At 49.3% G+C, this 24348-nt stretch carries 24 protein-coding genes; 12 read left to right on the plus strand and 12 right to left on the minus strand.

Features of this window, described 5'->3' with window-relative positions:
• Positions 1 to 171: 171 nt before the first annotated feature.
• The gene (locus EL633_RS32335) at positions 172 to 1824 is read right to left on the minus strand and encodes a serine/threonine-protein kinase (RefSeq protein WP_126631332.1); all 1653 of its coding nucleotides are present in this window, start codon (positions 1822 to 1824) and stop codon (positions 172 to 174) included.
• A 347-nt stretch (positions 1825 to 2171) separates the two neighbouring features.
• On the minus strand, positions 2172 to 2858 hold the full coding sequence (locus tag EL633_RS32340; protein ID WP_126631333.1) for an alpha/beta fold hydrolase: 687 nt from the start codon (positions 2856 to 2858) through the stop codon (positions 2172 to 2174).
• 240 nt (positions 2859 to 3098) lie between these two features.
• Here EL633_RS32340 and EL633_RS32345 point away from each other — a divergent pair, with 240 nt between their 5' ends.
• Positions 3099 to 3800, plus strand: a complete 702-nt coding sequence (locus tag EL633_RS32345; protein WP_161982635.1) for an alpha/beta fold hydrolase — start codon at positions 3099 to 3101, stop codon at positions 3798 to 3800.
• Between the two features lie 39 nt (positions 3801 to 3839).
• Here EL633_RS32345 and EL633_RS32350 read toward each other — a convergent pair whose 3' ends face one another.
• On the minus strand, positions 3840 to 4703 hold the full coding sequence (locus EL633_RS32350) for a helix-turn-helix transcriptional regulator (protein WP_126631335.1): 864 nt from the start codon (positions 4701 to 4703) through the stop codon (positions 3840 to 3842).
• A gap of 229 nt (positions 4704 to 4932) precedes the next feature.
• Between EL633_RS32350 and EL633_RS32355 the strand changes: the two genes are divergently transcribed.
• Entirely contained in the window at positions 4933 to 5826 is an 894-nt protein-coding gene (locus EL633_RS32355) for an oxidoreductase (protein WP_126631336.1), read from the plus strand.
• Positions 5827 to 5942: 116 nt separating this feature from the next.
• Here the strand turns inward: EL633_RS32355 and EL633_RS32360 are convergent, their stop codons facing one another.
• On the minus strand, positions 5943 to 7157 hold the full coding sequence (locus EL633_RS32360; protein WP_126631337.1) for an AI-2E family transporter: 1215 nt from the start codon (positions 7155 to 7157) through the stop codon (positions 5943 to 5945).
• A 177-nt stretch (positions 7158 to 7334) separates the two neighbouring features.
• On the minus strand, positions 7335 to 8207 hold the full coding sequence (locus EL633_RS32365) for an SDR family oxidoreductase (protein WP_126631338.1): 873 nt from the start codon (positions 8205 to 8207) through the stop codon (positions 7335 to 7337).
• 326 nt (positions 8208 to 8533) lie between these two features.
• Here EL633_RS32365 and EL633_RS32370 point away from each other — a divergent pair, with 326 nt between their 5' ends.
• From EL633_RS32370 to EL633_RS32380, 3 genes are all read left to right on the plus strand, one after another.
• A complete protein-coding gene (locus EL633_RS32370) occupies positions 8534 to 9415 on the plus strand; it encodes a ZIP family metal transporter (RefSeq protein ID WP_126631339.1) in 882 nt (293 codons plus the stop codon).
• Between the two features lie 283 nt (positions 9416 to 9698).
• A complete protein-coding gene (locus tag EL633_RS32375) occupies positions 9699 to 10265 on the plus strand; it encodes a DUF2690 domain-containing protein (protein WP_161982636.1) in 567 nt (188 codons plus the stop codon).
• A gap of 486 nt (positions 10266 to 10751) precedes the next feature.
• A complete protein-coding gene (locus EL633_RS32380; RefSeq protein WP_126631341.1) occupies positions 10752 to 11432 on the plus strand; it encodes a dienelactone hydrolase family protein in 681 nt (226 codons plus the stop codon).
• A 156-nt stretch (positions 11433 to 11588) separates the two neighbouring features.
• On the opposite strand, the gene EL633_RS32385 is transcribed toward EL633_RS32380, so the two are convergent.
• Positions 11589 to 12188: a PadR family transcriptional regulator gene (locus EL633_RS32385; RefSeq protein ID WP_126631342.1), complete on the minus strand. Its 600-nt coding sequence runs from the start codon at positions 12186 to 12188 to the stop codon at positions 11589 to 11591.
• 315 nt (positions 12189 to 12503) lie between these two features.
• Between EL633_RS32385 and EL633_RS32390 the strand changes: the two genes are divergently transcribed.
• Positions 12504 to 13535, plus strand: coding sequence for a hypothetical protein (locus EL633_RS32390; RefSeq protein WP_126631343.1), 1032 nt, complete (start codon positions 12504 to 12506; stop codon positions 13533 to 13535).
• A gap of 130 nt (positions 13536 to 13665) precedes the next feature.
• Here the strand turns inward: EL633_RS32390 and EL633_RS32395 are convergent, their stop codons facing one another.
• Both EL633_RS32395 and EL633_RS32400 read right to left on the minus strand, forming a co-directional pair.
• Positions 13666 to 14469, minus strand: coding sequence for an alpha/beta fold hydrolase (locus EL633_RS32395; RefSeq protein ID WP_126631344.1), 804 nt, complete (start codon positions 14467 to 14469; stop codon positions 13666 to 13668).
• 442 nt (positions 14470 to 14911) lie between these two features.
• Complete coding sequence (locus EL633_RS32400) at positions 14912 to 15358, minus strand: cupin domain-containing protein (RefSeq protein ID WP_126631345.1); 447 nt, start codon at positions 15356 to 15358, stop codon at positions 14912 to 14914.
• Between the two features lie 241 nt (positions 15359 to 15599).
• Between EL633_RS32400 and EL633_RS32405 the strand changes: the two genes are divergently transcribed.
• Together EL633_RS32405 and EL633_RS32410 are read left to right on the plus strand one after the other, a co-directional pair.
• Positions 15600 to 16031, plus strand: a complete 432-nt coding sequence (locus EL633_RS32405) for a MarR family winged helix-turn-helix transcriptional regulator (RefSeq protein WP_126631346.1) — start codon at positions 15600 to 15602, stop codon at positions 16029 to 16031.
• Positions 16032 to 16061: 30 nt separating this feature from the next.
• Positions 16062 to 16775 (plus strand): nucleotidyltransferase domain-containing protein, encoded by a 714-nt coding sequence (locus EL633_RS32410; RefSeq protein ID WP_161982637.1) that lies wholly within the window; start codon positions 16062 to 16064, stop codon positions 16773 to 16775.
• Positions 16776 to 16801: 26 nt separating this feature from the next.
• Here EL633_RS32410 and EL633_RS32415 read toward each other — a convergent pair whose 3' ends face one another.
• Positions 16802 to 17164, minus strand: coding sequence for an Mth938-like domain-containing protein (locus EL633_RS32415; protein ID WP_126631348.1), 363 nt, complete (start codon positions 17162 to 17164; stop codon positions 16802 to 16804).
• Between the two features lie 250 nt (positions 17165 to 17414).
• On the opposite strand from EL633_RS32415, the gene EL633_RS32420 reads away from it, so the two are divergent.
• Positions 17415 to 17873, plus strand: a complete 459-nt coding sequence (locus EL633_RS32420) for a GNAT family N-acetyltransferase (protein WP_126631349.1) — start codon at positions 17415 to 17417, stop codon at positions 17871 to 17873.
• 232 nt (positions 17874 to 18105) lie between these two features.
• Positions 18106 to 19407 carry an L-lactate MFS transporter gene (locus tag EL633_RS32425; RefSeq protein ID WP_126631350.1) on the plus strand — a complete coding sequence of 434 codons (1302 nt, stop codon included), beginning with the start codon at positions 18106 to 18108 and terminating at the stop codon, positions 19405 to 19407.
• A gap of 64 nt (positions 19408 to 19471) precedes the next feature.
• Here the strand turns inward: EL633_RS32425 and EL633_RS32430 are convergent, their stop codons facing one another.
• The 3 genes from EL633_RS32430 to EL633_RS32440 form a co-directional block, all read right to left on the minus strand.
• Positions 19472 to 20065 (minus strand): dihydrofolate reductase family protein, encoded by a 594-nt coding sequence (locus tag EL633_RS32430; RefSeq protein ID WP_126631351.1) that lies wholly within the window; start codon positions 20063 to 20065, stop codon positions 19472 to 19474.
• Between the two features lie 46 nt (positions 20066 to 20111).
• Entirely contained in the window at positions 20112 to 20939 is an 828-nt protein-coding gene (locus EL633_RS32435; RefSeq protein WP_126631352.1) for an SMP-30/gluconolactonase/LRE family protein, read from the minus strand.
• 127 nt (positions 20940 to 21066) lie between these two features.
• Entirely contained in the window at positions 21067 to 21717 is a 651-nt protein-coding gene (locus EL633_RS32440) for a hypothetical protein (RefSeq protein ID WP_126631353.1), read from the minus strand.
• Between the two features lie 180 nt (positions 21718 to 21897).
• Between EL633_RS32440 and EL633_RS32445 the strand changes: the two genes are divergently transcribed.
• Both EL633_RS32445 and EL633_RS32450 read left to right on the plus strand, forming a co-directional pair.
• Positions 21898 to 22779 carry a pentapeptide repeat-containing protein gene (locus tag EL633_RS32445; RefSeq protein WP_126631354.1) on the plus strand — a complete coding sequence of 294 codons (882 nt, stop codon included), beginning with the start codon at positions 21898 to 21900 and terminating at the stop codon, positions 22777 to 22779.
• 188 nt (positions 22780 to 22967) lie between these two features.
• Entirely contained in the window at positions 22968 to 24257 is a 1290-nt protein-coding gene (locus tag EL633_RS32450) for a hypothetical protein (RefSeq protein WP_218027627.1), read from the plus strand.
• Positions 24258 to 24348: the final 91 nt, after the last annotated feature.

Raw genomic sequence — 24348 nt, forward strand, 5'->3', positions numbered from 1 at the left:
CGCAACACTTGTAGCTCGCCCGTTTGGCCAGAGGAGTGTTGAGGTCATCAATAATTTGTTGAAAGTCAATGCATATGAAAGAGGAGGTGATGAGAACATCACCTCCTCTATAGTTTTAACGAGCCTGCGTTTAGAAACAGATGTTGACTTACTTTACAGGATTTCCTGATTTCAATTACATGTCACTCTGACATAATGATAATAGGCTGTAAATGGTGATTCAGCGATATTTACGAGGAGTGGTCCAACTTGCAAATTTTGCAGGTGTATATTCGTCGTATTGATTAATTGCCATGTCTTTTCAGGGAGGCGGTAATATGCGCTAAATGTATCATTGGAGCGCAGGATTTTTAGCTCGGCTTGTGATGTTCGTATGGTTGCTCCTGCTAAAGCGTCCGGGGCATTATGGCGGAATACTCCATTTGCTACCTGCTCAAAGTCAAACGTCCGAGTATTTAGTCCTACACGGAGAAAATTATCCTGATCCTGCCAGATGACGAGGCCCACCTCCCAGAAGGAGAGTGGTGGGCTTGCAGCCACTTCAACCAATGTTTCAAGTGTAAAATTGCCACGAATAGGTTGTAGTAATCTGGGGGCTTGAAAATTTGTTTGCGCGTTTAGATCAGCATTTGTTGGTGCCGTTATTGAAAGTGTGCCAGGCGCAGTTATGCGGTATATTGAGCGATTGGTTGGATCGACCCAGGTCCAACCAGGATGTATATTCCCTTGAAAATCATCAGAGAACGCTGTTCCACAATCTGGTGGTGAAACAGCAAAATATTTGAGCGCTTCCCATGTAATGCCAGCTCCTAATCCCACAGTTACCAATCCTGCTATCGCTGCTCGACGTGAAAACTTGCTTCCAGATGTACTGTTTTTTGCAGACAACACTGGTTGCTTCTGGCTAATGGGAGGTGCAATTTTGGTTGATGGCGGTGGGGATGGTGGTTGAGATAATACCGATTGAAATAAGATTGTATCGTTTATGGATTGTTGAGGTGCTCGGCTTGTCTCTTCTAAGGCCAACGCAAATTCCAGGATACTACTGAAACGTTGCCGAGGATCTTTGGCCATCGCCTGATGAACAACCGCCTCGATTGAAGGCGAGAGCGTTTTATTGTGAATACGTAAGGAAGGGATTGGAGCAGTCAGGTGCTGCATTCCCATCATAATGAGATCACCTTGATAGGGTAGTTGTCCGCAGAGCCATTCATAAATCATAATAGCCAGCGCATACTGGTCGCTGGCTGGAACTGGTTTGCCCCGTAATTGTTCAGGTGCCATATAGGCTGCGGTACCTGCGTATGGGCTTGTGCGCATTGAAGAGGTGCGGTGCGCGATTGTTGCAATGCCAAAATCGCTGAGCAATAGAGTATCATACTCATCGAGGAGTACATTGGCGGGTTTCACATCACGATGGATCAGCCGAACCTGGTGTGCATAATGCAGAGCCTGGGCGATCTGTTTCGTATAGGTGACAACCTGCTTCAAGACAACTCTGGTCCCCCGAGGATGACGATCAAGTAGAGTTCCATGGGCGGCATACTCCATTACCAGATATGGAGTTGACATTTCTATGCCGAATTCTAAGACTCGCAAAATATGTGGATGCTTCAGTGAGGCAATTTTGCGGGCTTCATGAAGGAAAGCCGTTTTAAATGATTCTACCTGCCTCTCTTCTCCGTCATTTTCCAATAAAAGCTTGATGGCCGCATACGTTTTAAGGTAAATGTGTTCGCCCAGGTAAACTTGCCCTGAGCCACCTCTTCCAATTCGGCGAATCAGGCGATAGTTCCCTAATTGTTGCCCTGCCCAGCTCGGCATGCATTTCTCCTTTTCTTGTCTTGGTGAGAGATATGGAATAGACCTGTGTTTGGGTGGACCTGAATGGAATGAATAAAGCAACGAAAATATATCATATGGATGCAAAAGTTATCAAACATATGCATCTATGCATAAAGTTATATAATAAGTGTAGAGTACCATACAAATAAGCTTTCCATCAACAAAAATGCACTTTGGGGCTTTGCATTTTTCTGCAAGCCAGGCAATTTTCATCCTGACAGATTTCTGCTAACTCACTATCTGGCAAACTGACACTGCTTATGCTCTGGAGAACTTAATTCACAAGACACACTGTTAGTTTTTATGGGGGGGCTGTATGGAGTAAACTAGCAAGAGGATGCTTCATCGAGACTTTGGCCTTTAAGAAAGGTCTCCGCGAGCCGATTAAAATGCTCTGGCTGATCATACATGCTTACATGGCTGGCATTCTTTAATACGACAAGATAGGAATTGGCGATGGTGGTGCATAATATTTTTCCTACCGATGGTGGAATCAGCGTATCGTGTTCTCCCCAGACGAGAAGGGTTGGGGCTGTAATCTTTGTAATATCTCCCTGAGCATCAACGGAGAGCAGGTCATGAGCCGCTCGCAGCAAGGTGAGGGGACCAGCGCGTAGGGCATCAAACGCCAGAATTGAGAAGAAACCCTTCTTTATATAGCGAATGGCTGTCAGCAGGGGACGTGTATAGCCCCATACGGTATGAATTTGAGTGAGCACCGCAGGTGAGATCAAAATCAGGCGCGAGACAACCTCGGGATGGTGGGCCGCGATCCAGATGCAGATATAGCCTCCCATTGAGTGCCCCATAAAATGCGCCCTTTGTATCTTTACTGCTTCCATCCATGCGAGCAGCCAGCGAGCAACATGCACGATGGCGAAGCGATTGCGCACCCGACGCATGGTACCGAAGCCTGGTAAATCGATCAGATAGACGCAATGATCCTGTGCAAGTGCCTGAACGTTGTGCTGCCACCAGCGCATTGAACCAGAGAGACCATGTACCAGGATCAACGGTTCTCCCTCCCCTATTACCTGGTAGGGCACGTGGGAGCCTTCAACCTGCACAGCACGCCGCTCAGGTTTTTTAAAATAAGGTCTATTGATATCATACTCCTTTTTATTTCGCTACATTTCATCACACTTTCTATTTCACGCTTTGCAACCCATATGCGTTGCATTTCGTGTCTATATATAATGAAACACCATAAAAAAAACATGGAAAGCAAATGGGCACGGGTAGCAGATTGTACCATGCATTATCGCGTGCCATATCAGCGGCCAGAACCGGATCGTCCTACTATCGTCATGGTTCATGGACTGGTAGTGTCGAGTCGGTATATGACGCCAACGGCTAGCCAATTGGCGGCTGACTATCACGTATACCTTCCTGAACTTCCAGGCTTTGGTAAAAGCCATAAACCCGATCATTATCAGGACCTGGATGAGATGGCCGATACCCTGGCCGCATGGATGACAACCATTGGATTGTCCCGGGTAGCGTTGCTTGGGAATTCTCTTGGGTGTCAGATCATCGCACGTTTTGCTGTTCGTCATCCAGAGCGTATCCAGGCGGCTATCCTGGTCAGTCCCACAATGGATATACGTGCACGGACCGCACATCAAGAGATTGGTCGCTGGCTGGTGAACGCCCTTCGTGAGCCTGTATCGCTCTACCCTATGGTGATGCTCGACTACATGGAGCTTGGCTTTCGCCGCTTTGCGGCTACCTTTCACTATGGACTTGAGGATACGATAGAAACGTACCTGACACAGATGAACATTCCTACTCTGGTAGTACGCGGTTCCTGGGATACGATTGTGCCTCAGGAGTGGGCTGAATATGTCACTCAGCAACTGCCACAAGGACAACTCGTCGTCATTAAAAGGGCGGCACACGATGTGAATTATAATGCACCGACTGAACTCGCTGATGCAGTCCGGTCTTTTTTCTAATTTTTCCTGGTCGAGACGATATTGGAGCGCAAATTCATATCAGTGTGCCAGTTCACGCGTATATTCAGTTTCGTTTATGGCCTTAAGCCTGGTGAGCGTTTCTGATGAACATGGGGTATAGGTTACCATGTGAAGTGGGGGATTCACTGGTACGTTAAACATGGTACTGGCAAAGTGAAGATGGCCAACTTGAGGATGGTTCAAAATCTTCTCTTGATAAAAATCGCAGGACGCTTGCACATTATGCTGTGACCACAGTGTGCGAAAATCGGAGCTTTCCAGTTGTAAGTCTGCTAGCAGTTGTTCAAACCAGGCATCTCCGATATATTGGTCATAGGTAAAACGAAAATGCATCACCGCATGCTGTGCCGCCTGTTCCCAGTCTACAAAGAGTTGGCGCGTTGCAGGGTCGGTGAACATATGCCAGATTCTATTTCGCTCTCTCCCTGTGAGTAGAGAGAAGTTGCCAAAGACGCGGCAGGCGCCCTCATTCCAGGCGACAAGGTTAAACCTATCATCGATCAGTATCGCTGGTGTGGGGCTCAGGGCATCGAGTACTGCCTGGATGCCAGGTGGGGAGGGGGCAATATCAGTGTGCGAGGTCGCCACTGGAACCATCCCACGTGCCAGGACAAAGAGATGACGGCGCTCCTCGCTCTCAAGTTGCAGTGTTTCCGCGAGCCGCTCTATCACCTGATCTGAGACTGTAATGTCACGCCCCTGCTCAAGCCAGGTATACCAGGAAACTCCAACCCCGGCGAGTTGTGCCACTTCATCACGCCTGAGTCCGGGAGTTCGTCTCCGTCCAAATGTTGGGAGCCCAAGTTGCTCTGGCCGCAAGCGTGCGCGGCGTGTACGTAGAAAATCAGCAAGTTCAGCTCGCCTCTTTGTGGTATCTCTCATCTACTCGGTTCCTCCCTCTTTTGTGGTGACTTCTTTCTACTATGTAATGCATTGAACTCGTTGCAGTTCGCTATCTTGTAAATATATTTTGTGTTTATGCAAGCTGTTACTTTTACACCTATGATAACTACACTCCTGGTTCCAATCATTCCCTCACGTTAAAATGCTTACCATCCAAATGGAGATGATCATTTGGATGGTAAGCATTTGCAAGAAAGGCATAATATCTATGTCAAAAGTCTGGTTGATTACTGGAAGTTCGCGTGGCCTGGGGCATAGTCTGGCTGAAGCTGTTCTCGCGCATGGAGATCAGTTAGTTGCCACCGCACGCAAACTTGAGCAACTTCAAGATCTGGTAGAAAAATATGGAGAGCAGGTGCGCGCCGTTGCCCTGGATGTTACCAACACTGAGCAAGCCCATGCTGCGATTGCCGGGGCCGTGAAGGCTTTTGGACGACTTGATGTCGTTGTCAATAATGCAGGATATGCCAACGTAACAACGATTGAGGATGCCTCTGATGAAGAATGGCATGCTCAGATGGAAGCGAATTTATGGGGTGTGATCAACGTAACACGGGCCGCCCTCCCTGTCTTACGCAAACAGCGCTCTGGACATTTCCTCCAGGTCTCCTCTATCGGGGGCCGTACAACTTCGGCTGGATTAGGCCCCTATCAGACCGCAAAATGGGCGGTTGAAGGTTTCTCTGAAGTGCTCTCTCGTGAGGTCAAGCACCTGGGTATCAAGGTCACCCTGATCGAGCCCGGCAGTTTTCGTACGGATTGGGGTGGTGCCTCGATGACCTTCATAGAAGCAAATGAAGATTATGAGCGCGTCCTCGAACCTATGATAGCATATCGGAAGGACATTTCTGGCAAAGAACCTGGCGATCCGAACAAAGCCGCCCAGGCGCTTATTACCCTTGTGAATGAAACCAATCCACCGCTGCGCTTGCCGCTGGGTAGCGATGCCTTCAAGATTGCGCGTCTGGTTGATCAAGCCAAACTGGCTGAGACCGAGCGCTGGGAACACCTGATTACATCTACCGACTATGACGACATTGAGCATGAACCTCTTGCACATGGCATGGGACTACCACAGTCAAGTCAGGAAACTACCAGGTAAATCAAGCCAACATGGTCGAAGCTTCTTGAATAGGGTAAGTAAACTGGCCCCACTTTTGCGGATGATTTGCAAAAGCGGGGCCAGTTTACTTATATCCTATCGTAAGGACTGTATCATCAGGAAATGAGTTCCTGCACAATCTCTTCTGGATGGAGTTGTTTGCGTTTACTCCAGGCGGCTACCACGATTTGTTGAATGACTCCAACCAGGGGGACGGCCAGGATGCCACCCACGATGCCGAAGAGTTCACTGCCCGCGAACAAGGCGAAGATGGCCAGGATCGGATGGATGCCGACCGCTTTTCCCAGAATGCGTGGGCTCAGGATCTGTCCCAGGAAGACGCCCTGAAGCAGAACCACGAAGACTGCAACAATCAGGACGGTGACCCAACCCTGCGGTATTGCCATTAAGATGCAGAGGGGACCACCAATATAGCCACCAATGACCGGGATGAAATTGGTGACAAAGACAATCAAGCCCAGTAAGACCGCATAGGGGACACCCAGCAACGTGAGGACAAGCCATGTCAGCACGCCAGCGATGGCACCTACAATAAAGAGTCCGCGAAAGTAGCCACCTATGGCGCGATCAATTTCATCGAGCAGAAAATTGACCTCTTTCTGGTACGAGAAAAAGGATTGGGCACGCATCCAGTGGACCATGCGTGGGCCAGCCTGGATAAAGTAGACCGCGACGGTTGCTACCACAATAATATCAATCAGGACATTGAAGGTTCCTTGCCAGAATGGGATAAGGCCAGAAAGGAATTGTTGGAGTTGCACGAAAACTTGATTGACCGTAGAGTTGATCTGATTATTGGAAATGCCAACCTTGTTCAGATTACTCAAGATGCCCTGGACCTGCTTTTGTCCTTCTTTGCTCTGCACCCAGTTGATTAAACCCGGTAATGTAGCGATCTGACTAAAGACAGCCTGCCCAACGCTGGCGACTAACAGGGATAAAGCGGCCAATAGCATCACAAAGATGAGCACGATAGCAATAATACGTGGGATGAAGCGTTCAAGAAAGAGCACAATCGGATAAATAAGGTAGGCCAGGAGCGCACCCGCAAAGATCAGTGTCAGTGCTCCCCCGATACGTGCCATGGCCATAAAAAAGAAATAGAACAGAATCGCCCAGATCAAGATTGCCGCGCCAACGATCAAGCGTCGCGTCCATAAAGCACGAAATTCGGCTGAACGCCGGGCCTTCTCCTGGTTTTCCGCTGTGTCAGTTGAACCCGGGTCTGGTATTGTTGTTGCCTGTGTAAGAGCTGAAGCCTCATACTGCTGAGGATTCAGTTCCTGTGCTGGCTGTTCCATAGAACCCATGGATCAGATACCTCCGAAGTTTTAAAGTTGCAGTCGCATCCCTTTGCTGCCTGCCTATTTGTAAAGGAGACAGCGCGCTACATATACAGACCAAGTATATCAGCATAGGACTCTGTTTTACCAACCTGTCTATCTGGCACATGTCCGATCCTTGTTCAAGCAGGGCGGAGCCTTCGTCTATCGGATGTACGCATGTACCATTTGCCTGCTTGCCTCCCAGACCTGTTCTTGCAATGCCAGATCATAAGAAGCTTTGGATGACTGTTTGAGGATCAGCTGATCGTAATATTTTCCGGTGACCTGTTCAACCTCAGGTGACATGGCGAGGTAGAGTGAGGTGAGTGCGCCCTTTTCCAGGCTGGAGCCCAGTCGTGAGAGTACTGCCTTCGCCACCGTCTGCATGCGTGGTCCGACATTGGTCATGCCCATGTTGGTGAACACAAAGCCAGGATTGAGACAATTGAGTGTCACGCCGCTACCCTCTAACTGGCGTGCCAGCTTATATGAGCACAGAAGCATAGCGAGTTTTGATTGTGCATAGGCTCGCCATACATTGTAGCCCCGCTCCAATTGCAGATCTTGCAAATTCATCTGCACTGTGTAATGCGCGCCAGAACAGACATTCACAATCCGAGCCGGTGTACTGGCTTTCAGGCGCTCGAGCAGCAGTTGTGTGAGTAGAAAAGGCGCCAGGTGATTGACCGCGAAGGTCATTTCCAGATGGTCAACCGTAAGGTGGCGTTTCGTCAAAAAAACACCAGCATTATTGATAAAGACGTGCAACTGCTCATATTGGTCCAGAAAAGTGGTCGCCAGTTGCTGGATGGATGCCTGGGATGAAAGGTCAGCGAGCAAGAGATTGATCGATGTATTCCCACTGGCTGCCCGGATTTCCTGGCATGCCGCCTCTCCTTTTGCCTGATTGCGCGCAACGATTACCACCGTTGCCCCTTGCTGTGCCAGGCCAAGCGCGGTGGCCTTCCCAACCCCCGAAGTTGCGCCAGTCACCAGGCAAATTTTGCCTTGCATAGATGGGTAGATTTGTGTCATGCCTGTATGCGTGCCAGCATCCTCGCTTCCAAACGACGAGAAGCACGCCCTCCTTTTTCGCACAAGGTGGAGATCTTTTGTCTAACACTGCTGATAGCATACAGCACGCATCTGTGTACTGACAAGGAGATGGCTGTACAATTCGAAAAACACTTCTTTTTTATTCGAGACGTGATTTGGAACTCTTGCGTTCTCGTTTGATGGAAGAGAAAAGAAGGCATGGTAGGTAACCCTTGACAAAGAGCATTAGTATGTCCTAATATCCGACTGAGTAGCTAAGATATAGAACATGCTAATATTATTCGTATGGGAAAGGAATACCCCCCTTGTCTACTGGAACGATTATCCTCCTGGGCGCATTCGCTGGACTGACAATTTTTCTGGGATTACCCCTGGTTTTTCTCAAAAAACTCCCACAGTCGCTCAGATATTTTTTGAACATGCTTGCCACTGGCATCCTTCTTTTCTTGCTCTTTGATGTTTTGAGCAAGGCCAGTGAGCCTATCAATACCTCCCTGGATGAGTTACGAACACATCATGCCAGTTCCGGCATCTTCTCGTTGAATGTTGCTCTACTTGTTCTCGGCATCGGACTGGGTTCGGTAGGGCTGGTCTATTTTAATCGCCTGGTCTTTGGATGGATGCGGAAGTACACCGCTTCTGCTAAGGTGCTTGATCAGCCTGCGGATGGCTCCATCTCTTCCTCTCCTTCTGCTAAATCAACTGGTATAGTGTCTCCAGGCGAGCGGGCAGAGCACACACCTGCCGCGCTGGCCTTACTTATCGCTACCGGGATTGGTCTCCACAACTTCTCTGAAGGGCTGGCGATTGGGCAGTCCGCAGCGACTGGAGCGATCCAACTCGCCGTTGTGCTCATGGTGGGCTTTGGTTTGCACAATATGACCGAGGGGTTTGGCATTGCAGGACCTTTGAGTGGGCAACGTGTTTCCTGGAAGTTCATTGTTCTCTTAGGCTTAATTGGTGGAGGGCCAACCTTTCTCGGGACTATCATTGGCATGACCTTCATTTCAACCCAGGTATTCATTCTGTTTCTCGCTCTGGCTGCTGGCGCCATTATTTACGTAATCACTGAACTGCTTGGTCAGGCCAAACGCTTCAAGTCACCTGAAATCGTCATGTGGGGTCTGCTGATTGGCTTTCTCCTGGGATATGCAACGGACCTGATCGTGACCTATGGCGGTGCGTAATTTTACCGAAACGTATTATGCCTTGTGTGCCTCCATTTTTTTCTATAGTCTGGAAGTTCCAATATGGGTAGGTACAGCCTGTACCTACCCATATTGTCCTCTCAATGTCCTTAAGATGTCCCTCTCTGATACTTCCTCTTTTCATTTGAAATTTCTATACTGTAAGTACATAGGACCAAAAATTCTTTTCCCTTGCGTCAGGCCTATTTTTGACATTCTCGTTGTTTGACAACCATACGTGTTACATAGATGCGTATGAGTTTAGCCGCAAAGGATGCTCGCCTTGAAAAAACACACATCTATTTTTCTTTCCCTTCTCTTCGTTATCATATGTAGTAGCGTTACACTTCTCGCCCCTGCGGTAGCCTCGGCCGCGCCAGCTAGCCCTAATTATGACACGCAAACCCATTTTGTCCTTACGGGCATAAAAAAAGCACATGCAATTACGAAGTCAGCACATGCAAATTATATTTGTGGTACTAATTGTAACAACCAGAACCCCCAGGACACTCAGTGTGCCCAGGGTGCACAGACTGTTCTCAGTGCATATATTACAGATCCTTACTATGGTGGAAATTGGGGGCTGCTTGAGCTTCGCTGGTCACCTACCTGCGGAACAAACTGGACGCGCATAACCAGCTATCAGGGAACGAGACAACTCTATGCCATTATTGAACACCCGGCCGGGCAGGATGGAGGATACGCCTACTATACCAGTGGCAATGTAGTCGCTACCCAAACCTGGTCTAAAATGGTGTATTCGCCTAATGATCCAGTCAAATCCATTGGCGATATCACGGTAAGAGGTCAGGCTAGCGTCTGCATCGCAAATACAGGTTTGTCCTGTTAATTTTTTGTGGAAGATAGCTTATCCCTCCCTTTAAATAAGGAAGAGGGAGGGATATTACTCAAATTTTCAAAAGGGAGCCCCTTCATCTTTTTCCTTTGTAGGAAGTGCTAACGCGTCATTAGCAAACCGGCGGAGCAATGAAGGCTATCGGGGGCGTGCTGCAAGCAACTATTCCGGGCGCTTTTGAGATTGCGACCAACACTGTTCCTCTTTCGAAAGTCGAAGACGCCTGGGCAACAGAAGTACCTCAGTCGCGCACTGTTTTTCTTGTTTGAGTACATTCATTCCTCTTCCTGTTACCGTTTTTGTCTTTGGCAGAGAGAATAGGTGGCTGTTCGGAGCGTTGCTGTGGGCCGTGATCGAGGCGTGCAGCCTTTGTGCATGGCTTCCAAGCAGCAACGGGGATATGCTAGACACTCGTGGACAAAAAACTGGTGTCTACATTGATTAAGTCACAGTATGTCTTGAGCATTTTAGGAGAGTTGCATGAGCGAAATTCACGTTGATGGAAGAACGATCAATGCCTATATGGCCGTTCCTGAACAGGGTAGCGGACCAGGGGTCCTGGTCCTGCATGCCTGGTGGGGGCTGACGGAGCCGTTCCGACACATCTGCGATCGGCTTGCGGAAGCTGGCTTTGTGGCGTTGGCCCCCGATCTTTACCAGGGTAAGACGACCACATCAATCGAGGAAGCGCAGGCCCTGGGTGCGGCACTGGATCAGGATGAGGAGCGAGTGCGCGGTGATATCGCAGGGGCAATACAGCTCTTGCATCAACACACAGCATCGCAGTTGACGAACGGCCATAACAAGCTCGCCCTCATTGGTTTCTCATTAGGAGGTGCTTATGCATTCGATACATCCGTTACCCTGGCTGATGAGATCGCTGCTGTCGTGACCTTTTATACCTCTTATACTGGACCGGATTATAGCGCCTCCCACGCGGCTTATCTCTGCCACTTCGGGGAGAACGACACCTTCGAGCCGGTAGAGTCGGTTGTGGAGATGGAAAAGACGCTTCAGGCTGCTGGCAAGTCAGTGACTGTCTATACCTATCCAGGGGCCAGCCATTGGTTCTTTGAAGAGAATCGCCCGGAGTATGACGCTGAGGCTGCTCGCCTTGCCTGGGAGCGTACCATCGAGTTCTTGCATCAACAGCTTGATTAAAGGAATGGGCATCACTCTCTGGCGCGTCGTTTGGTGCTGATGGGCTGCCTGTCCTGTATAGCGATTGATAAAGCTGTTTCACAGCGAACAAAACCGGGTAGTAAGTGCAAAGCACTAATGCCCGGTACCATTTTCTAGCACGCAACACGTCCCGGTTTACTGCCTTGTGTCCTCCGGCTCCCCTGCTTGTGCTGTCTTTTTCTCTTGTTCTGCCAGGCGGTGCAAACCTTCCAATGTTTCATCACACCACGTCATTAAGGCGCGACAGCGATGGAGGCCATAGCGCACCGTCATGAGTTGATAAGAGACGCTCACATCATCTTGGGCTTTCATCACCAAAGCATGTTCGATCTCTGCATATTTTTTCAGCAGGCGTGACTGAAGCTCCTGAAATGCACGGATATGTTCCTTGTTCTTCTCAAGTGGAACATGATCACCGAAGAAGATTTTGAGCAGTAACTCATTACGCTCTCCCGTAGACGCAACCGACTCCGAGAGCCAGGCTTGCAAGACTGTTTTTCCTGTCTCGGTTAACGTATAGATATACTTCTCAGGTTTCCCCTCTTGCTTTTCAGCATGGCGAACTGCCAATCCTTCTTCCTCTAGTTGCTTCAGAATAGGGTAGATCTGCCCATAGCTCTCGCTCCAAAAGTTACTTGTACTGTATTCCATAAATTTCTTGATGTCATAGCCAGAACCAGGATAGAGACTGAGTACCCCCATCACCGCATACTTACTCTTATTTTCTTTCGCCATTTTATAACTCCTAGATATATATCTAATAGATAGATATCATGAAGATATTTGAATGTCAAGAGGTAGCATGTCAAAATGGGATTTTTAGAACCTGCGGTTGGCTATCGATATGAAAAAAGTACTTGTTGGTAAATCTGGTAAAAAGTGGTCGTGATTAGGGTAAGAAGTAATAAGGTGTGCGCATAGCAAATACAAGGGAAAATCTTGATGATTAAATATATTGCAGGTACTATCATGAAGGATTGCCCCTTTTTACATAGATGCGTTTGCAAATACCGTAGTTGTATAGAAATTATTTTAAGGAGATAACAGTACATGAAAACATTCCGACATTTGGGTTCGTTTGTGCTTATGATCCTGCTAGCTATTTTGCTGACAGCATGTAGTGGTATGGGTAACCAGGCTACGACAGCGCCCACGCCGAAGCAGGATATGAATAATGGGGCACCTGCGACCAACGCAAATAACGGTTATACTACCAATGGAACACCAACGGCTACTGGCCAGATGGATAACATGCAGGGCATTGTCATCACAGCAAATCCTACTGGTGATATGAATGCCTTTATTCACACGGGGATAGCTATGGTTAACGGCAAGCAGGCTCCGGTACTGCTAAACAATAAAGACTTTGCCGTCTACACGTACAAGCCTGATCCTGCCTTGCAATCCACCTGTACCGGTGACTGTGCGAAAGACTGGCCGCCCGTTCTGGCACCCAAGGGCATGATGACGGTCTCCAGTTCCATGGCCCTGCCCAAACAGTTGTCGGTGCATCAGACCGCCAATGGAGCCCAGGTCTTCTATGATGGTCATGCCTTGTATACCTATGCAGAGGATAAGCAGGCGGGGCAAGCGATGGGTAATGGTGAGGATATGGATTGGTATCTGGTAGACGCCCCGATAAATACTGCTGCAAACACTCCTGCCCCTCCGGCGAACACGAACATGATGAAACAAGGCATCGTGGTTACCCCGGATGCTGCCGGTAATATGGATGCCTTTATTCACACGGGGAAGGCCGCTATTAATGGCAATCAGGTCCATGTACTGCTAACGAACAAAAACTTCGCCCTGTATTACTATAAGCCTGATCCTATGCTGCAATCCACCTGTACCGGTGACTGTGCGAAAGACTGGCCGCCCGTCCTGGCACCCAAGGGCATGATGACGGTATCCAGTTCCGTGGCCCTGCCTAAACAATTATCGGTCCATCAGACCGCTAATGGCGCCCAGGTCTTCTATGATGGGCATGCTTTATATACCTATGCGGAGGACAAACAGGCAAACAACGCTCAGGGCCGTGGTGAAGATATGTCATGGTACATGGTAGGTTTCCTGCTGTAACGGATTCCGCCTGATGGACATTGCTCCCATAGTAAAGGGCACAAGCCGCTGACATCGCTCAGCTATGTTTGTTTGGTGGTGCGCAGCGCATTTGCTTGCGAATACGCTGCGCGCTCACTGATCTGGTGACCTACGCTGTCGCCCGGATGCTGTCCGCAAATTCCAGTACGAGATTGAGCAAGCGTTGTGGTTGCTCAAATTGTGGAAGGTGACCGGCTTCCGGAATGAGTTCAAAGCGGGCATTAGGGAAAGATTGCGCATAGACCTGACCATATTCAGGGCGTATGACACGGTCACTTGCTCCCCACACCACCAGAACCGGGACACTCACATGTTTGAGGCGACGTCTGAGTCTTGGGTCACCCATACCCTGTCCCTGATCATAGACATAAAGCGCCCGGACATTGGCTGCACGAGCCTGGGCCTGCTCAGGAGTAATGGTCGCTGGATCAATGCGGAAGGCAGCTGGATTGTGGTAGCTGAGGGCCGCCAACTCATCAGGTGTCAGAGTCGACACATCAGGAATAGGATATCCCTCTACTTGAATACCACCGGCATCTACGAGAACCAGGCCGCTCAGCCGCCGCTCGGTATCATGCAAAGCCATGGCAGATGTGATCCAGCCGCCCATTGAGGAGCCGATCACCAGTACATCATGCAGATCTAGCCGTTTGAGCAGATCAAGATAGGCAAGGGCGAGATCATCAATACTGTCGAACCACTCAGGACGTGGCTCGCCCGCAAATCCAGGGTGGGTTGGCAGGAGCACATGCATACGTTTGGAGAGTACTTTAGAGAGTTCCAGCATGGTTTGCGGCCCGCCGCCACCATGCAAGAGAAGCACCGGGCGGCCACTGCCTCCCTCATCAACGCGTAATGTCAGGTCATCGGCGAAAGTTTCTCTTCTAGTGGTCAGTGGAGGTAGATTACTCATAGTATTTCTTCTTCTTTCTTTTAAGTGTCAGACTCACACCCCCATTGGGGAGCGTGCAGCCAGCCGTACTCGGGCACTAAAGCGCCCATACAATGAGTCATCCCAGATTTTTGAAAAATCTGAAAATGGGTTCCACTCTTCCAATGCGGGAGGTGCAGGAGGGCGGCTAGCCCTCCTGCCGGGGTGCGGGGCAGGCATGCTGGGGGCATGACGTCCCCGCTCGTTCTTTCTCCCTCTCGCGCCGCCTACGGCAGCGTGCAAAAAGAGAAAAAGGAGGGGTTGCGGGGACACCCCGCACCCCGGCAGGGAGGACCCTGCACCCCGGTTTTAAGAACTTTTTCAAAAGTTCGGGATGACTCATTAATTTAAATAAATAGAATGTTTAAATGTTCGAATGAAAGCATTCGGTGAACCACGAAATTTTATGCGAGGCTGACAGGTGTTAAGAAACAACCTCTGTGTCGTAGCGTGCCATCAATGTAGCCGCTTGTTGTGAATCGAGTGTACCGCCAGTCTGAAGGAGCTGGCTCACCTCCTCAAGATAGTGAACATAGAGTGGAGGTGTAAACGTATTAAGGAAGCGAGCTCGTTTTTCGGTGGCGTTGCGAAACGTATGAGCCGTTCCGATGGGCACCATCACTAACGTCCCTTGACCTGCCTGCACAATTTGTTCTCCTGTCAGAAACTCCAGAACCCCTTCAAGAATGTAAAAGCCCTCTTCATGTGTGTGATGAATATGTAATGGTGGTCCGGAAGTATGAGGAGGCACTTCAAATTCGGCGATGCCTAATGTTCCCCGCGTCTGCGTTCCATCCTCTTGTACCACCATTTTAATAGGACCGATAGAAAGGGTCCGTCCGTCTTCCGGCTTGACTACGATGACACTCATGAAAAAATCCTTTCATACTTGTAAGAACCAAGAGACGATATGCGTAACGCTCCTACTTCTCGCTGAGAGGGAACTTGTCGTATCCATTTCAGAACTGGTATACTTATGTAAGCAGGCTTATATAAACAAGCTTGTATAAGGATTATAACATAAACATCTTTATATAAGCAAGTGTATATAAGCAAGTGTATATAAAAGTGTTTATATGAGTAGCCAGAAAATGAGGAGGAAGAGAACATCCATGGGCGCAACAATCGAAGCTCTGGGACAGGCCGTTAAACGCTTGCAGTACCGTCACCATCGCACGCTTGATGGGAAACTGGTGCCACTGGGAATCACGCTGGTGCAATGGGACGCGTTGCGCGCGATCGGACAGCATCCTGATGCGTCGTCACACCGATTGGCGCAACTGACATTCCAGACCGATCAATCTTTTGGTGCCCTGGCAAATCGCATGGTGGCTCGTGGTCTGATCACCCGGGTCACGGGACCGGGGCGAGCACTACGCCATCGCCTCACGTCCACCGGGGAGGAACTTCTGATTAAAGGTCGTACCGAAGTTAATGAGGTACTCTCACAGTCCTTCTCGCCGCTTTCTCCTGCTGAAAAAGATACCCTGTATGATCTGCTTACGCGCCTGCTGAATGGCTCTAGCGAACCACTGGGAGAGTAATGGAGAATAGTAAGAAAGGGTGGTAATAGGTTGTACGAAGCCTTATTGCAGGAGATAGTTGCGGAGGCATCAAGGCAAGATGAGATTATTGGGATCTTGCTGACAGGTTCGGTTGCGAGAGGCGATGCTTTGCCAGGGGCTGATCTTGATCTGCGTTTCATTCTTACTCCAGAGACCAGGCGTGAGTTTCGGCGAGAGGTACGCCAAGGGGTGCTGGTTGAGCAGGGTTTTGCTGATGTGACAAAAGCGCAGTCCGAGCTTGAAACGAATCCGATGAATGTCTATGCCTATCTGGATGGACGGATCCTCTTTGATCCACAGGGAGTCCTTGAGCACTTGAGAGAGCAGGCGCAAAGACGTTTTGAGACGTATCAACTTGCTGAACAGGAGCGAGAGAGAATCATTTCCTGGTTAGAGTCCGCACGTGCGAAAATACAGGTTGCCGAGAGCGGAGGCGATCAGGTGAAAGCAGCTTTTGTAACCGGCACAGTTTCCTGGCAAATTGTTGAGGGGTTGTGGGCCGCGAATAATCGGCCGCTTCCACCCAATGGATCAGTCTGGGTGCACCTCAAGGATTTATCTCAAGGACCTCCTGATGTAGAAGCTCGTCTGGAACGCTTCTTTTGTGGTGAGACGGAACAGCGTATCCAGGTTGCTTTAGCGTTTCTTGATTGGATTCTGGTGCACCTGAATCATGATGGGAATACTTCTCTTCCAGCCAGCAGAAACAATGAGCCTGCCTGATCTGGTTTCAGCGCTTGATACATCCCTTAGCAGGTCACATGGAACAAGCTCATAGCAGGGCCTGCTGACTCATTCCAGACATGAATAGCTTCGGGTGTTGGTAGAAGATCCACCTGGCACTGTTTGTGTTTGAAGTAGTCAGCGGCCTCCTCGGAAAGTTGGACGTTTCCAGCCTGGCCGGTGCCGATGATCAGCCGTTTTGCCGCTGGCTCATAGACATGTTTGGCCTCGGCGAGCGAAAGGATATGTGATGTCCCATAGACGGCCTTTGATAATTTTTTCTTGCGCTTCTCTATCTGGCCATCAGGCCGGATGATTACATCATGGTCAAAGGTAGTTCCTTCAATGGTAATAGAACCAAAGCTGGTCTGCTCAATGGTAGGTTTCACTTTTCTCCTCCTCTGCTAGCTGCCTGCCTGCTGATTGCATGTGCTTAGAAATAGCAGCATATATACAAATACAACGTTTAGAGTGAATGCTTGGAAGATCATGGTTCATCCTCATATAAATATAGGCGCGAGAAATATAGCACTGTTGTACCGTCGCTTTTTGTATGAATCGTCGCTTGTGCCCTTGTCGATCTTATAAGAAGTGGATACAATAGAGCTGCATCAATTGTTATGGAAGGAGAGCGAAGCCATGGTGCGCGAGGAATATATCTTCGATCCGAACATCAGCATCCAACGAGAGCAATATCTCACGAACCAGCTTCTCGCCTATAATCAGACCCATAGTGCTGCACTTCCAATTGAGCATGTTGATCCTTCACCGCTTCAGATTACCGTTCTCGATCCAACGGGAATGGTACTGGGCGGGCTTGTTGGCAGAACACATGCCATTCCTCAGTGGTTCGAGATCAGCATTGTTTGGATCGATGAAGCCCTTCGTCAGCATGGCTTGGGTCGTCGGTTGATGATGGAAGCTGAGCGCGAAGCACAACAACGTGGTTGCCGCTATGCCCGTGTTACAACCTCCGACTTTCAAGCTCCAGGATTTTATCAACGCCTGGGATATATTCTCTATGGAAAACTCGAAAATTGCCCGCCAGGAGAAGCTGTCTTTTACTTATGGAAAAACTTGCATGCAAAAAATGCATAATATCCTAAAAATACAAAGGTCCGCCAATTTTTTGCCAGCACAACAATGAACATATATGAGGTATTGTCTTTGCGAGCTGCCGGGAAGGGAGGCCTGGTTGATGTGGTATACTGGCTGTGCCACTGATTTTGGCCAGATCTGACAGGATAGGGTGCAGCGAAGAGGACAAAATCAAGGTCTAACCACAGCTACTTTGCCTATGAACGTGAACACCGCATGGAGGGACTCATTGATGAGTAGTTCAGCGCTCAATACCTCAACGCAGCCAAATCGTTGGCTGATTGCTATCGCCGCTTTTGTATTACAGCTTGCTCTTGGCTCGGTTTACGCCTGGAGTGTCTTTTCCAAACCTATTGCTGGTCTATTTAATGGTATCCCGGCTGGCAAAGTGACTGCCGCGCAACTTGCACCGATTAGTTTAACCTTCTCTATCACGTTGCTTGCTCTTGGTGTTACTGCCGCCTTTGGCGGCTATCTCCAACTTCGCTATGGTCCTAGAGCCGTTGCGACCGTGGGAGGTATTCTCTATGGTCTGGGCATTGTGCTTGCGGGGCTAACTCTACCAGTCCACAATGTTTATTTGTTGTATCTGACGTATGGAATTATTGGTGGCATCGGTATTGGACTCGCATATATTGTGCCGCTGGCAATGCTGTTGCGCTGGTTCCCTGATCGGCGCGGTTTTATCACCGGTCTGGCAGTTGCTGGTTTTGGTCTGGGCGCGCTTGTGATCGCACAAGCTGTACCACCACTATTGGCTCCCACATCGATAGGTGTTGCATCGACATTTACTTATCTTGGGATTGTCTATCTCATCGTCGTAGTGGGCGCGGCCCAGTTCTTTCGCCGGGCGCCTGAGGGATATGCCCCGGCTGGTTGGACCCCTTCTGCAACCACTGAGGCCGTACGAACCAGCCGGGATTATACCCTGGGTGAGGCGCTACGGGAACCACGTTGGTATGTGCTCTGGCTCATCCTGGCGCTCAACGTAACTGCTGGTGCAGCCTTAATTGCGGTAGCCTCCCCACTGGCGCAAAAATTCACCGTTGTGGATGCCATCGCTGCGGCGGTCTTTGTTAGCACTATTTCAGTCTTCAATGGACTGGGACGATTGCTCTGGGCCTGGCTCTCTGACTCCATTGGCCGTCCATTTACTTTTCTGGCCATTTTTATCGTTCAGATTGTCGCTTTCCTGTTTCTGGCTCAGATTGGGGCTGGCGGCTTCGCTCTATTGCTTATCCCGGGTGCGCTGATTGGTCTCTGTTATGGTGGTGGTTTCGGTACCATGCCAGCCTTTGCCGCTGACTTTTTCGGCGCTAAATACTCTGGAATCATCTATGGAGCCATGTTGACTGCCTGGAGTGCTGGCGGTATTGTTGGTCCTATTCTGATATCAAATATGGAATACCATACCGCCATCTATGTTATCGTGGTCATCCTGGCAGTAGCCTGTGCCCTGCCACTGCTTGCGCGTTTCCTTAACCAACGCCAGCCTAACGACTCAATTGAGGTCGTTGCAGGCGATAATTCCTAACTCACACGCAGAGTACATAGCTGTAGTTTGATCTTGATTTTTGTCACTCTCGCTGAACCCTATCCTATTTGTGAAGGACTTCGTAACGTACAAGGATGTTTTCAGAGTCCTCCCAACTACGCACACCGATGAGCCGAAGTGATGCGGGAGGTTTGCCTGCAAAGACGGGAACGCCTTCTCCTAAGACGATGTTGCCAATCATCAGATGGAGTTCATCTACCAGATCATGTGCCAGCAGATCGTTCCAAAGCGTTCTGCTGCCTGTCATCAAAATATCTTTGCCTGTATTTTGGTTTTTGAGTTCGGCAATCTGCTGGTACACGTCTGCACGCCTGATGATGCGGATATTGGGCCGGTTGTCCACCAGCGTATCTGAGACAACGATATCTTTGACGGACTTGCCAGCCTGTACCATCTCCCTCTGTTCGTCCGTCCACTCGTCAGAATCTGGATTCTCGGCGACCTTGGGCCAGTAGCCGTGAAACAGTTCGTGGGAAACGCGGCCCACCAGAAACGTATCGGCTGTACGTAGCAGTTCGGCGTTATAGCCGTTGAAGGCTTTGCCTCCCATCACGGGAAACATGACCGAGACATCGTTGTCCAGCCCGGTGTGATATCCATCCAGTGAGATGATGTTATAGACAATGATTTTTCGCATATTCTTATGCCCTTACTATTCTTTGAAAGAGGTTGTATGCCTGCAATTATGGTTGGCTGATACCTGGTGCGGGCGCATGGGTGATGAGGACCTGGCCGGTCCGTTGCGCGTTGTCCATATGCTCAAAGCCATGCCATTCGGCTGCCATCATGAACAGCATTTGTGCGTCTATTCCTCCAAGCATACACGCAAAGCAGCCGCGATCAAGCTGGATTTTCTGCAAGATCTCACCACCTTTGCGTACGCGTACGCAACATTTGTTGGGAACATCTCCGAACCACACGGCACCTTCAGTATCGAGGCAGATCCCATCAGGGGCGAAGCCTTCAATCCTGGCCCAGACGCGCTGATTTGACAGGCTCGCATCTTCATCGATGTTGAAGGCCAGGAGTTGGCTGGTGTGGGAATCAGCGACAAGCAGTGTCTTGTTATCTGGTGTGATGGCCATGCCATTAGGAAATTCAAGTCCAGTGGCCACCTGACGTACCAGTCCATTATTGGTAACCACAGCGATAATTCCAGGAGCACCAAAGCCGCCGCCATTTACATAGATATTGCCGCGACCATCCACGACGATCTCATTCCAGATGCTGCCTAAATTGGAGAGCGTGGCATGCGTGACAAGTTCTCCAGTGGGCTCTCTACGTAGCAGGAGACCCTCGCGTCCTGAGACAACAAGCAGACGTCCATCGGGTAGCCAGTCGATGCAAAATGGAATGGTGGTTGGAACACGGACCATGACTTCGCTCTTACCAGCAAGGTTGACGGCTACGATCTCCTGCATGCCCCAGTTGGAAAACCAGAGACGATCCTCGTGCCAGCGCGGTGACTCACCGAACGCAAGCCCGGCCAACAATGTTTGTACTTCAGGCATTTTGAAGCTTCCTTTTTATTTACTTGAGCACAGAACCCAGGCTCTCACGTTGCTGTTTGTAGAGGTAACTAGAAATATAATACTCTCCATGAATAGAAAAAACTTCTTGGATCTTGCTCTTTATTGGTCACTTGCCAAAGAAGCGTTGTGTGAGCATCGCAATAAAAACACTTTCTAGCACGAGACCAGCTATGGCCTCCAAGGCGGTCACCCAGATTTGCGGCGTATCGGGAGTAAATAGCTCATAGAAAACGCGACCATGGAAGGCTGTAACGCTTTCGAGGAACGCCTGCAACAGGGTTAAATGGGGAGGATAATAGATGCCAATGCTGAAATATGCAGCGGTACAGAGCGCGATAATCAGGAGATAGGCCATGATAATGCGCCACATATGATAACCATATCCTGTGAGTAGCGCGAGAAACAGAGAGAAAAACCATCTGCCAAATGCGCGCTCATGCCAGCGTATTTTCCGCTGTAGTGTCTGTCCCTGATAAGTGAAGCGAGCTGCATCAGCACGAGAGAGCTTCATCCCTTTGAACGGATAAATCCCTCTCTCAATATCCGGGATAAGCGCACGGCACTGGCTTAATTTTGCCTGCCGCTCTCTCTCAATTTCTGGTTCTGTTCTCCAAGAAAAACCTCTGGTTTGCCAATACTGACTCCATTCTTCAGGTGTGCGATAAATAGAGATGGATTTTTGTGGAATATGAATGGTCTGCGTGGGTTGATTCAGTAATATCCTCTCAAAGAGTTTATATACATATTTATTTGTCATGACTTCTCCCCAATATAATTTCTCTGCCATCAAGTTGCGCTGTATTATCTATATATATGCCTTCATAGTCTGTAACGAATTACAATTATAGAGGTATTTTTCCATCAACATCTGTTATAATCAAGTAAATTTATTATCCTCCATTTTACCTTTATTTTGGACGATAAAGAGAGATATACAATGAGAGCGAAGTTCTATTCATTGTGGACAAAAATGCGCGGGCATTTCTTATTTCGTGCAAGGACGCTGTTCATCGGTGGTGTTGGAATTGCCTTCATCGTGATCGTTGTCTGTGGCTACTGGTTCAACTGGGATTGGGCCGGACTTGGTGCATATAATCCTCCACTTCACGGCAGCGATGTTCAACGTGGAAAAACACTGTGGGATTGGCTGCAATTACTCATTGTGCCAGTCGTTCTGGCTCTTGGTGGGGTATGGCTCAATCAGCTTCAACAGAGTCGAGAGCGGCAAGCGGCTCAACAACAGGCAACGCTTGAACGTGAACTCACCACTGATAATCAACAGGAGACCTTGCTACAAGTTTATATTGATAAAATGGCTGAACTCTTGATTGAGAAAAATTTGCGTGTGTCCCAACCAGAAGATGAGGTGCGCAACATCGCACGGGTACGTACGTTGATGGTCCTTTCTCGTTTAGACAATGTGCGTAAAGGAAGCGTGATTCGATTTTTACATGAGGCAGGTCTTATCGAAGGGGTAAAACCCATCATTCGTTTACAGGGGGCTGATTTAAGTCACATTGACTTGCGTGAAGCGGATCTTCACCAGGCTAATTTCCGTCTCGCTAATTTGAAGCAGGCGCTTCTGAGCCGGGCCGACCTGCGGGGCGCCATTATGAGTAGAACTGATTTACAGGGAGCCAACTTGCATGCAGCGATCCTACAAGGGACAGATTTAAGTGCGGCGGATTTACGGGAAGCGGATCTGAGCATCGCCGATCTGCAAGGCGCAATAGTGATGGGAACCGACCTGCGGAAAGCCACTATCTCTTCAGCCCAGCTTGCACGCGCCAAATCTGCTCAAGCGATTATTCTGTCTTAGTGGGAAATACCGCGACCAGATGGTTATAGTCATGGCTCTGGTGACGAAGTATTCGTTGTATGGTAAAGTAGATCCAGGTTTTGTGCTTTTTTGTGTTGATAGGTGTGTTTGCAGTATTTTTTGAGCCAGACCGTATCATTTGCTGATTTGTATTGGTCTAATCAGGACAGTATATTGTAAGGTGAGTTATGTATTTACAGAAACGGCAATGGCGTAAAGGCTGTATTTATGCCCTTGCCTGCTTAATAATGGTATTGAGTATGGTGTCGCTGACATCTCAAGGGGCGGCTAAGGCTACTGCCAGGCTTGAAAATCAGCAGCAATCATACGCTGGTGGATGTCCAATTTTCCCGGCTGATAATGCCTGGAATCAAGATATTTCGGCGCTTCCGGTGCATCCGCTTTCGGCTAACTATGTTGCCAGTATGGGTGGTGCGCAATCTATGCATGCTGACTTTGGGGCGGGACTGTATAATGGTGCTCCAATTGGTATTCCTTATGCGGTTGTGCCGGCCAGTCAGCCAGGTGTGCCGGTCCAGTTTGATTACGCTGGGGAAAGTGAGCCAGGACCTTATCCTGTGCCGACGACAACTGCTATTGAAGGTGGTGCACAGAGTAGTGGTGATCGACACGTGCTGGTGATACAAAGTGGGACCTGTAAGCTTTATGAGATGTTTAGCAGCTATCCACAAGGTACAGGCTGGCATGCTGGCAGTGGGGCGGTCTGGAATCTGACCACAAATGATTTACGCCCACAGGGCTGGACGTCCGCGGATGCCGCGGGGCTGCCTATTTTACCGGGCCTGGCTCGTTATGATGAAGTTGCGTCTGGTGCGATTAATCATGCATTACGTTTCACCGCTAATGCAACACAGAAGGCCTTTGTCTGGCCTGCTCGTCACTTTGCATCTTCAAATAGCGATCCTAATCTCCCTCCGATGGGATTGCGGATGCGTCTTAAAGCAAACATCGATATTTCTGCCTATCCTCCGCAAACACGCATCGTCCTGACGGCTTTGAAGCGCTATGGAATGATCCTTGCTGATAATGGGAGTAGCTGGTTTGTGGGTGGAGCGCCCGATGATCGCTGGATCAACGATGATCTGGCATCCTTACGTTCAATCAAAGGTAGCGACTTTGAAGCTGTTGACACCAGTAGTATGGTTATAAACGCCAATTCGGCCCAGGCACATGGGGCCGTTGCCGCTTCCACGCCAGTCCCGGCAACGCCAACACATAGTGCCTCGCCAACCAAACAGGCAGTCCAGACGGCCAATAAAACACCCTCACCGCTAGCCCTACGGCGCCGACCGGGTATTAATATCACAACAGATACCACCCAAACTCACTCGCAAGCACCAGCTAGAGAGAAGGCGGCCGACAATCCTCCTGTATTCTTATGGGTGGGACTGGCACTTGCCATCTGCACCAGTGCTGGTGGTCTCGTCGGAATACGCCTCTGGCGCAAATATAGATGATTATGGATACCATGAATGAAGGTGTAAAATATTTTGTCAGACGTAAAAAGGTAGTGGTTCGCCTGAGGCGAACTGGATGATACTGATAAAG

The organism is Dictyobacter alpinus (assembly GCF_003967575.1).
Lineage (GTDB): Bacteria > Chloroflexota > Ktedonobacteria > Ktedonobacterales > Ktedonobacteraceae > Dictyobacter > Dictyobacter alpinus.

What these genes read in the sequence shown, in the direction of transcription:
- EL633_RS32335 (WP_126631332.1), bottom strand. Translation starts at nt 1,824, where the DNA reads ATGCCGAGCTGGGCAGGGCAACAATTAGGGAACTATCGCCTGATTCGC.
- EL633_RS32345 (WP_161982635.1), top strand. Translation starts at nt 3,099, where the DNA reads ATGCATTATCGCGTGCCATATCAGCGGCCAGAACCGGATCGTCCTACT.
- EL633_RS32350 (WP_126631335.1), bottom strand. Translation starts at nt 4,703, where the DNA reads ATGAGAGATACCACAAAGAGGCGAGCTGAACTTGCTGATTTTCTACGT.
- EL633_RS32355 (WP_126631336.1), top strand. Translation starts at nt 4,933, where the DNA reads ATGTCAAAAGTCTGGTTGATTACTGGAAGTTCGCGTGGCCTGGGGCAT.
- EL633_RS32360 (WP_126631337.1), bottom strand. Translation starts at nt 7,157, where the DNA reads ATGGGTTCTATGGAACAGCCAGCACAGGAACTGAATCCTCAGCAGTAT.
- EL633_RS32365 (WP_126631338.1), bottom strand. Translation starts at nt 8,207, where the DNA reads ATGACACAAATCTACCCATCTATGCAAGGCAAAATTTGCCTGGTGACT.
- EL633_RS32380 (WP_126631341.1), top strand. Translation starts at nt 10,752, where the DNA reads ATGAGCGAAATTCACGTTGATGGAAGAACGATCAATGCCTATATGGCC.
- EL633_RS32385 (WP_126631342.1), bottom strand. Translation starts at nt 12,188, where the DNA reads ATGGCGAAAGAAAATAAGAGTAAGTATGCGGTGATGGGGGTACTCAGT.
- EL633_RS32390 (WP_126631343.1), top strand. Translation starts at nt 12,504, where the DNA reads ATGAAAACATTCCGACATTTGGGTTCGTTTGTGCTTATGATCCTGCTA.
- EL633_RS32395 (WP_126631344.1), bottom strand. Translation starts at nt 14,469, where the DNA reads ATGAGTAATCTACCTCCACTGACCACTAGAAGAGAAACTTTCGCCGAT.
- EL633_RS32400 (WP_126631345.1), bottom strand. Translation starts at nt 15,358, where the DNA reads ATGAGTGTCATCGTAGTCAAGCCGGAAGACGGACGGACCCTTTCTATC.
- EL633_RS32405 (WP_126631346.1), top strand. Translation starts at nt 15,600, where the DNA reads ATGGGCGCAACAATCGAAGCTCTGGGACAGGCCGTTAAACGCTTGCAG.
- EL633_RS32420 (WP_126631349.1), top strand. Translation starts at nt 17,415, where the DNA reads ATGGTGCGCGAGGAATATATCTTCGATCCGAACATCAGCATCCAACGA.
- EL633_RS32425 (WP_126631350.1), top strand. Translation starts at nt 18,106, where the DNA reads ATGAGTAGTTCAGCGCTCAATACCTCAACGCAGCCAAATCGTTGGCTG.
- EL633_RS32430 (WP_126631351.1), bottom strand. Translation starts at nt 20,065, where the DNA reads ATGCGAAAAATCATTGTCTATAACATCATCTCACTGGATGGATATCAC.
- EL633_RS32435 (WP_126631352.1), bottom strand. Translation starts at nt 20,939, where the DNA reads ATGCCTGAAGTACAAACATTGTTGGCCGGGCTTGCGTTCGGTGAGTCA.
- EL633_RS32440 (WP_126631353.1), bottom strand. Translation starts at nt 21,717, where the DNA reads ATGACAAATAAATATGTATATAAACTCTTTGAGAGGATATTACTGAAT.
- EL633_RS32445 (WP_126631354.1), top strand. Translation starts at nt 21,898, where the DNA reads ATGAGAGCGAAGTTCTATTCATTGTGGACAAAAATGCGCGGGCATTTC.
- EL633_RS32450 (WP_218027627.1), top strand. Translation starts at nt 22,968, where the DNA reads ATGTATTTACAGAAACGGCAATGGCGTAAAGGCTGTATTTATGCCCTT.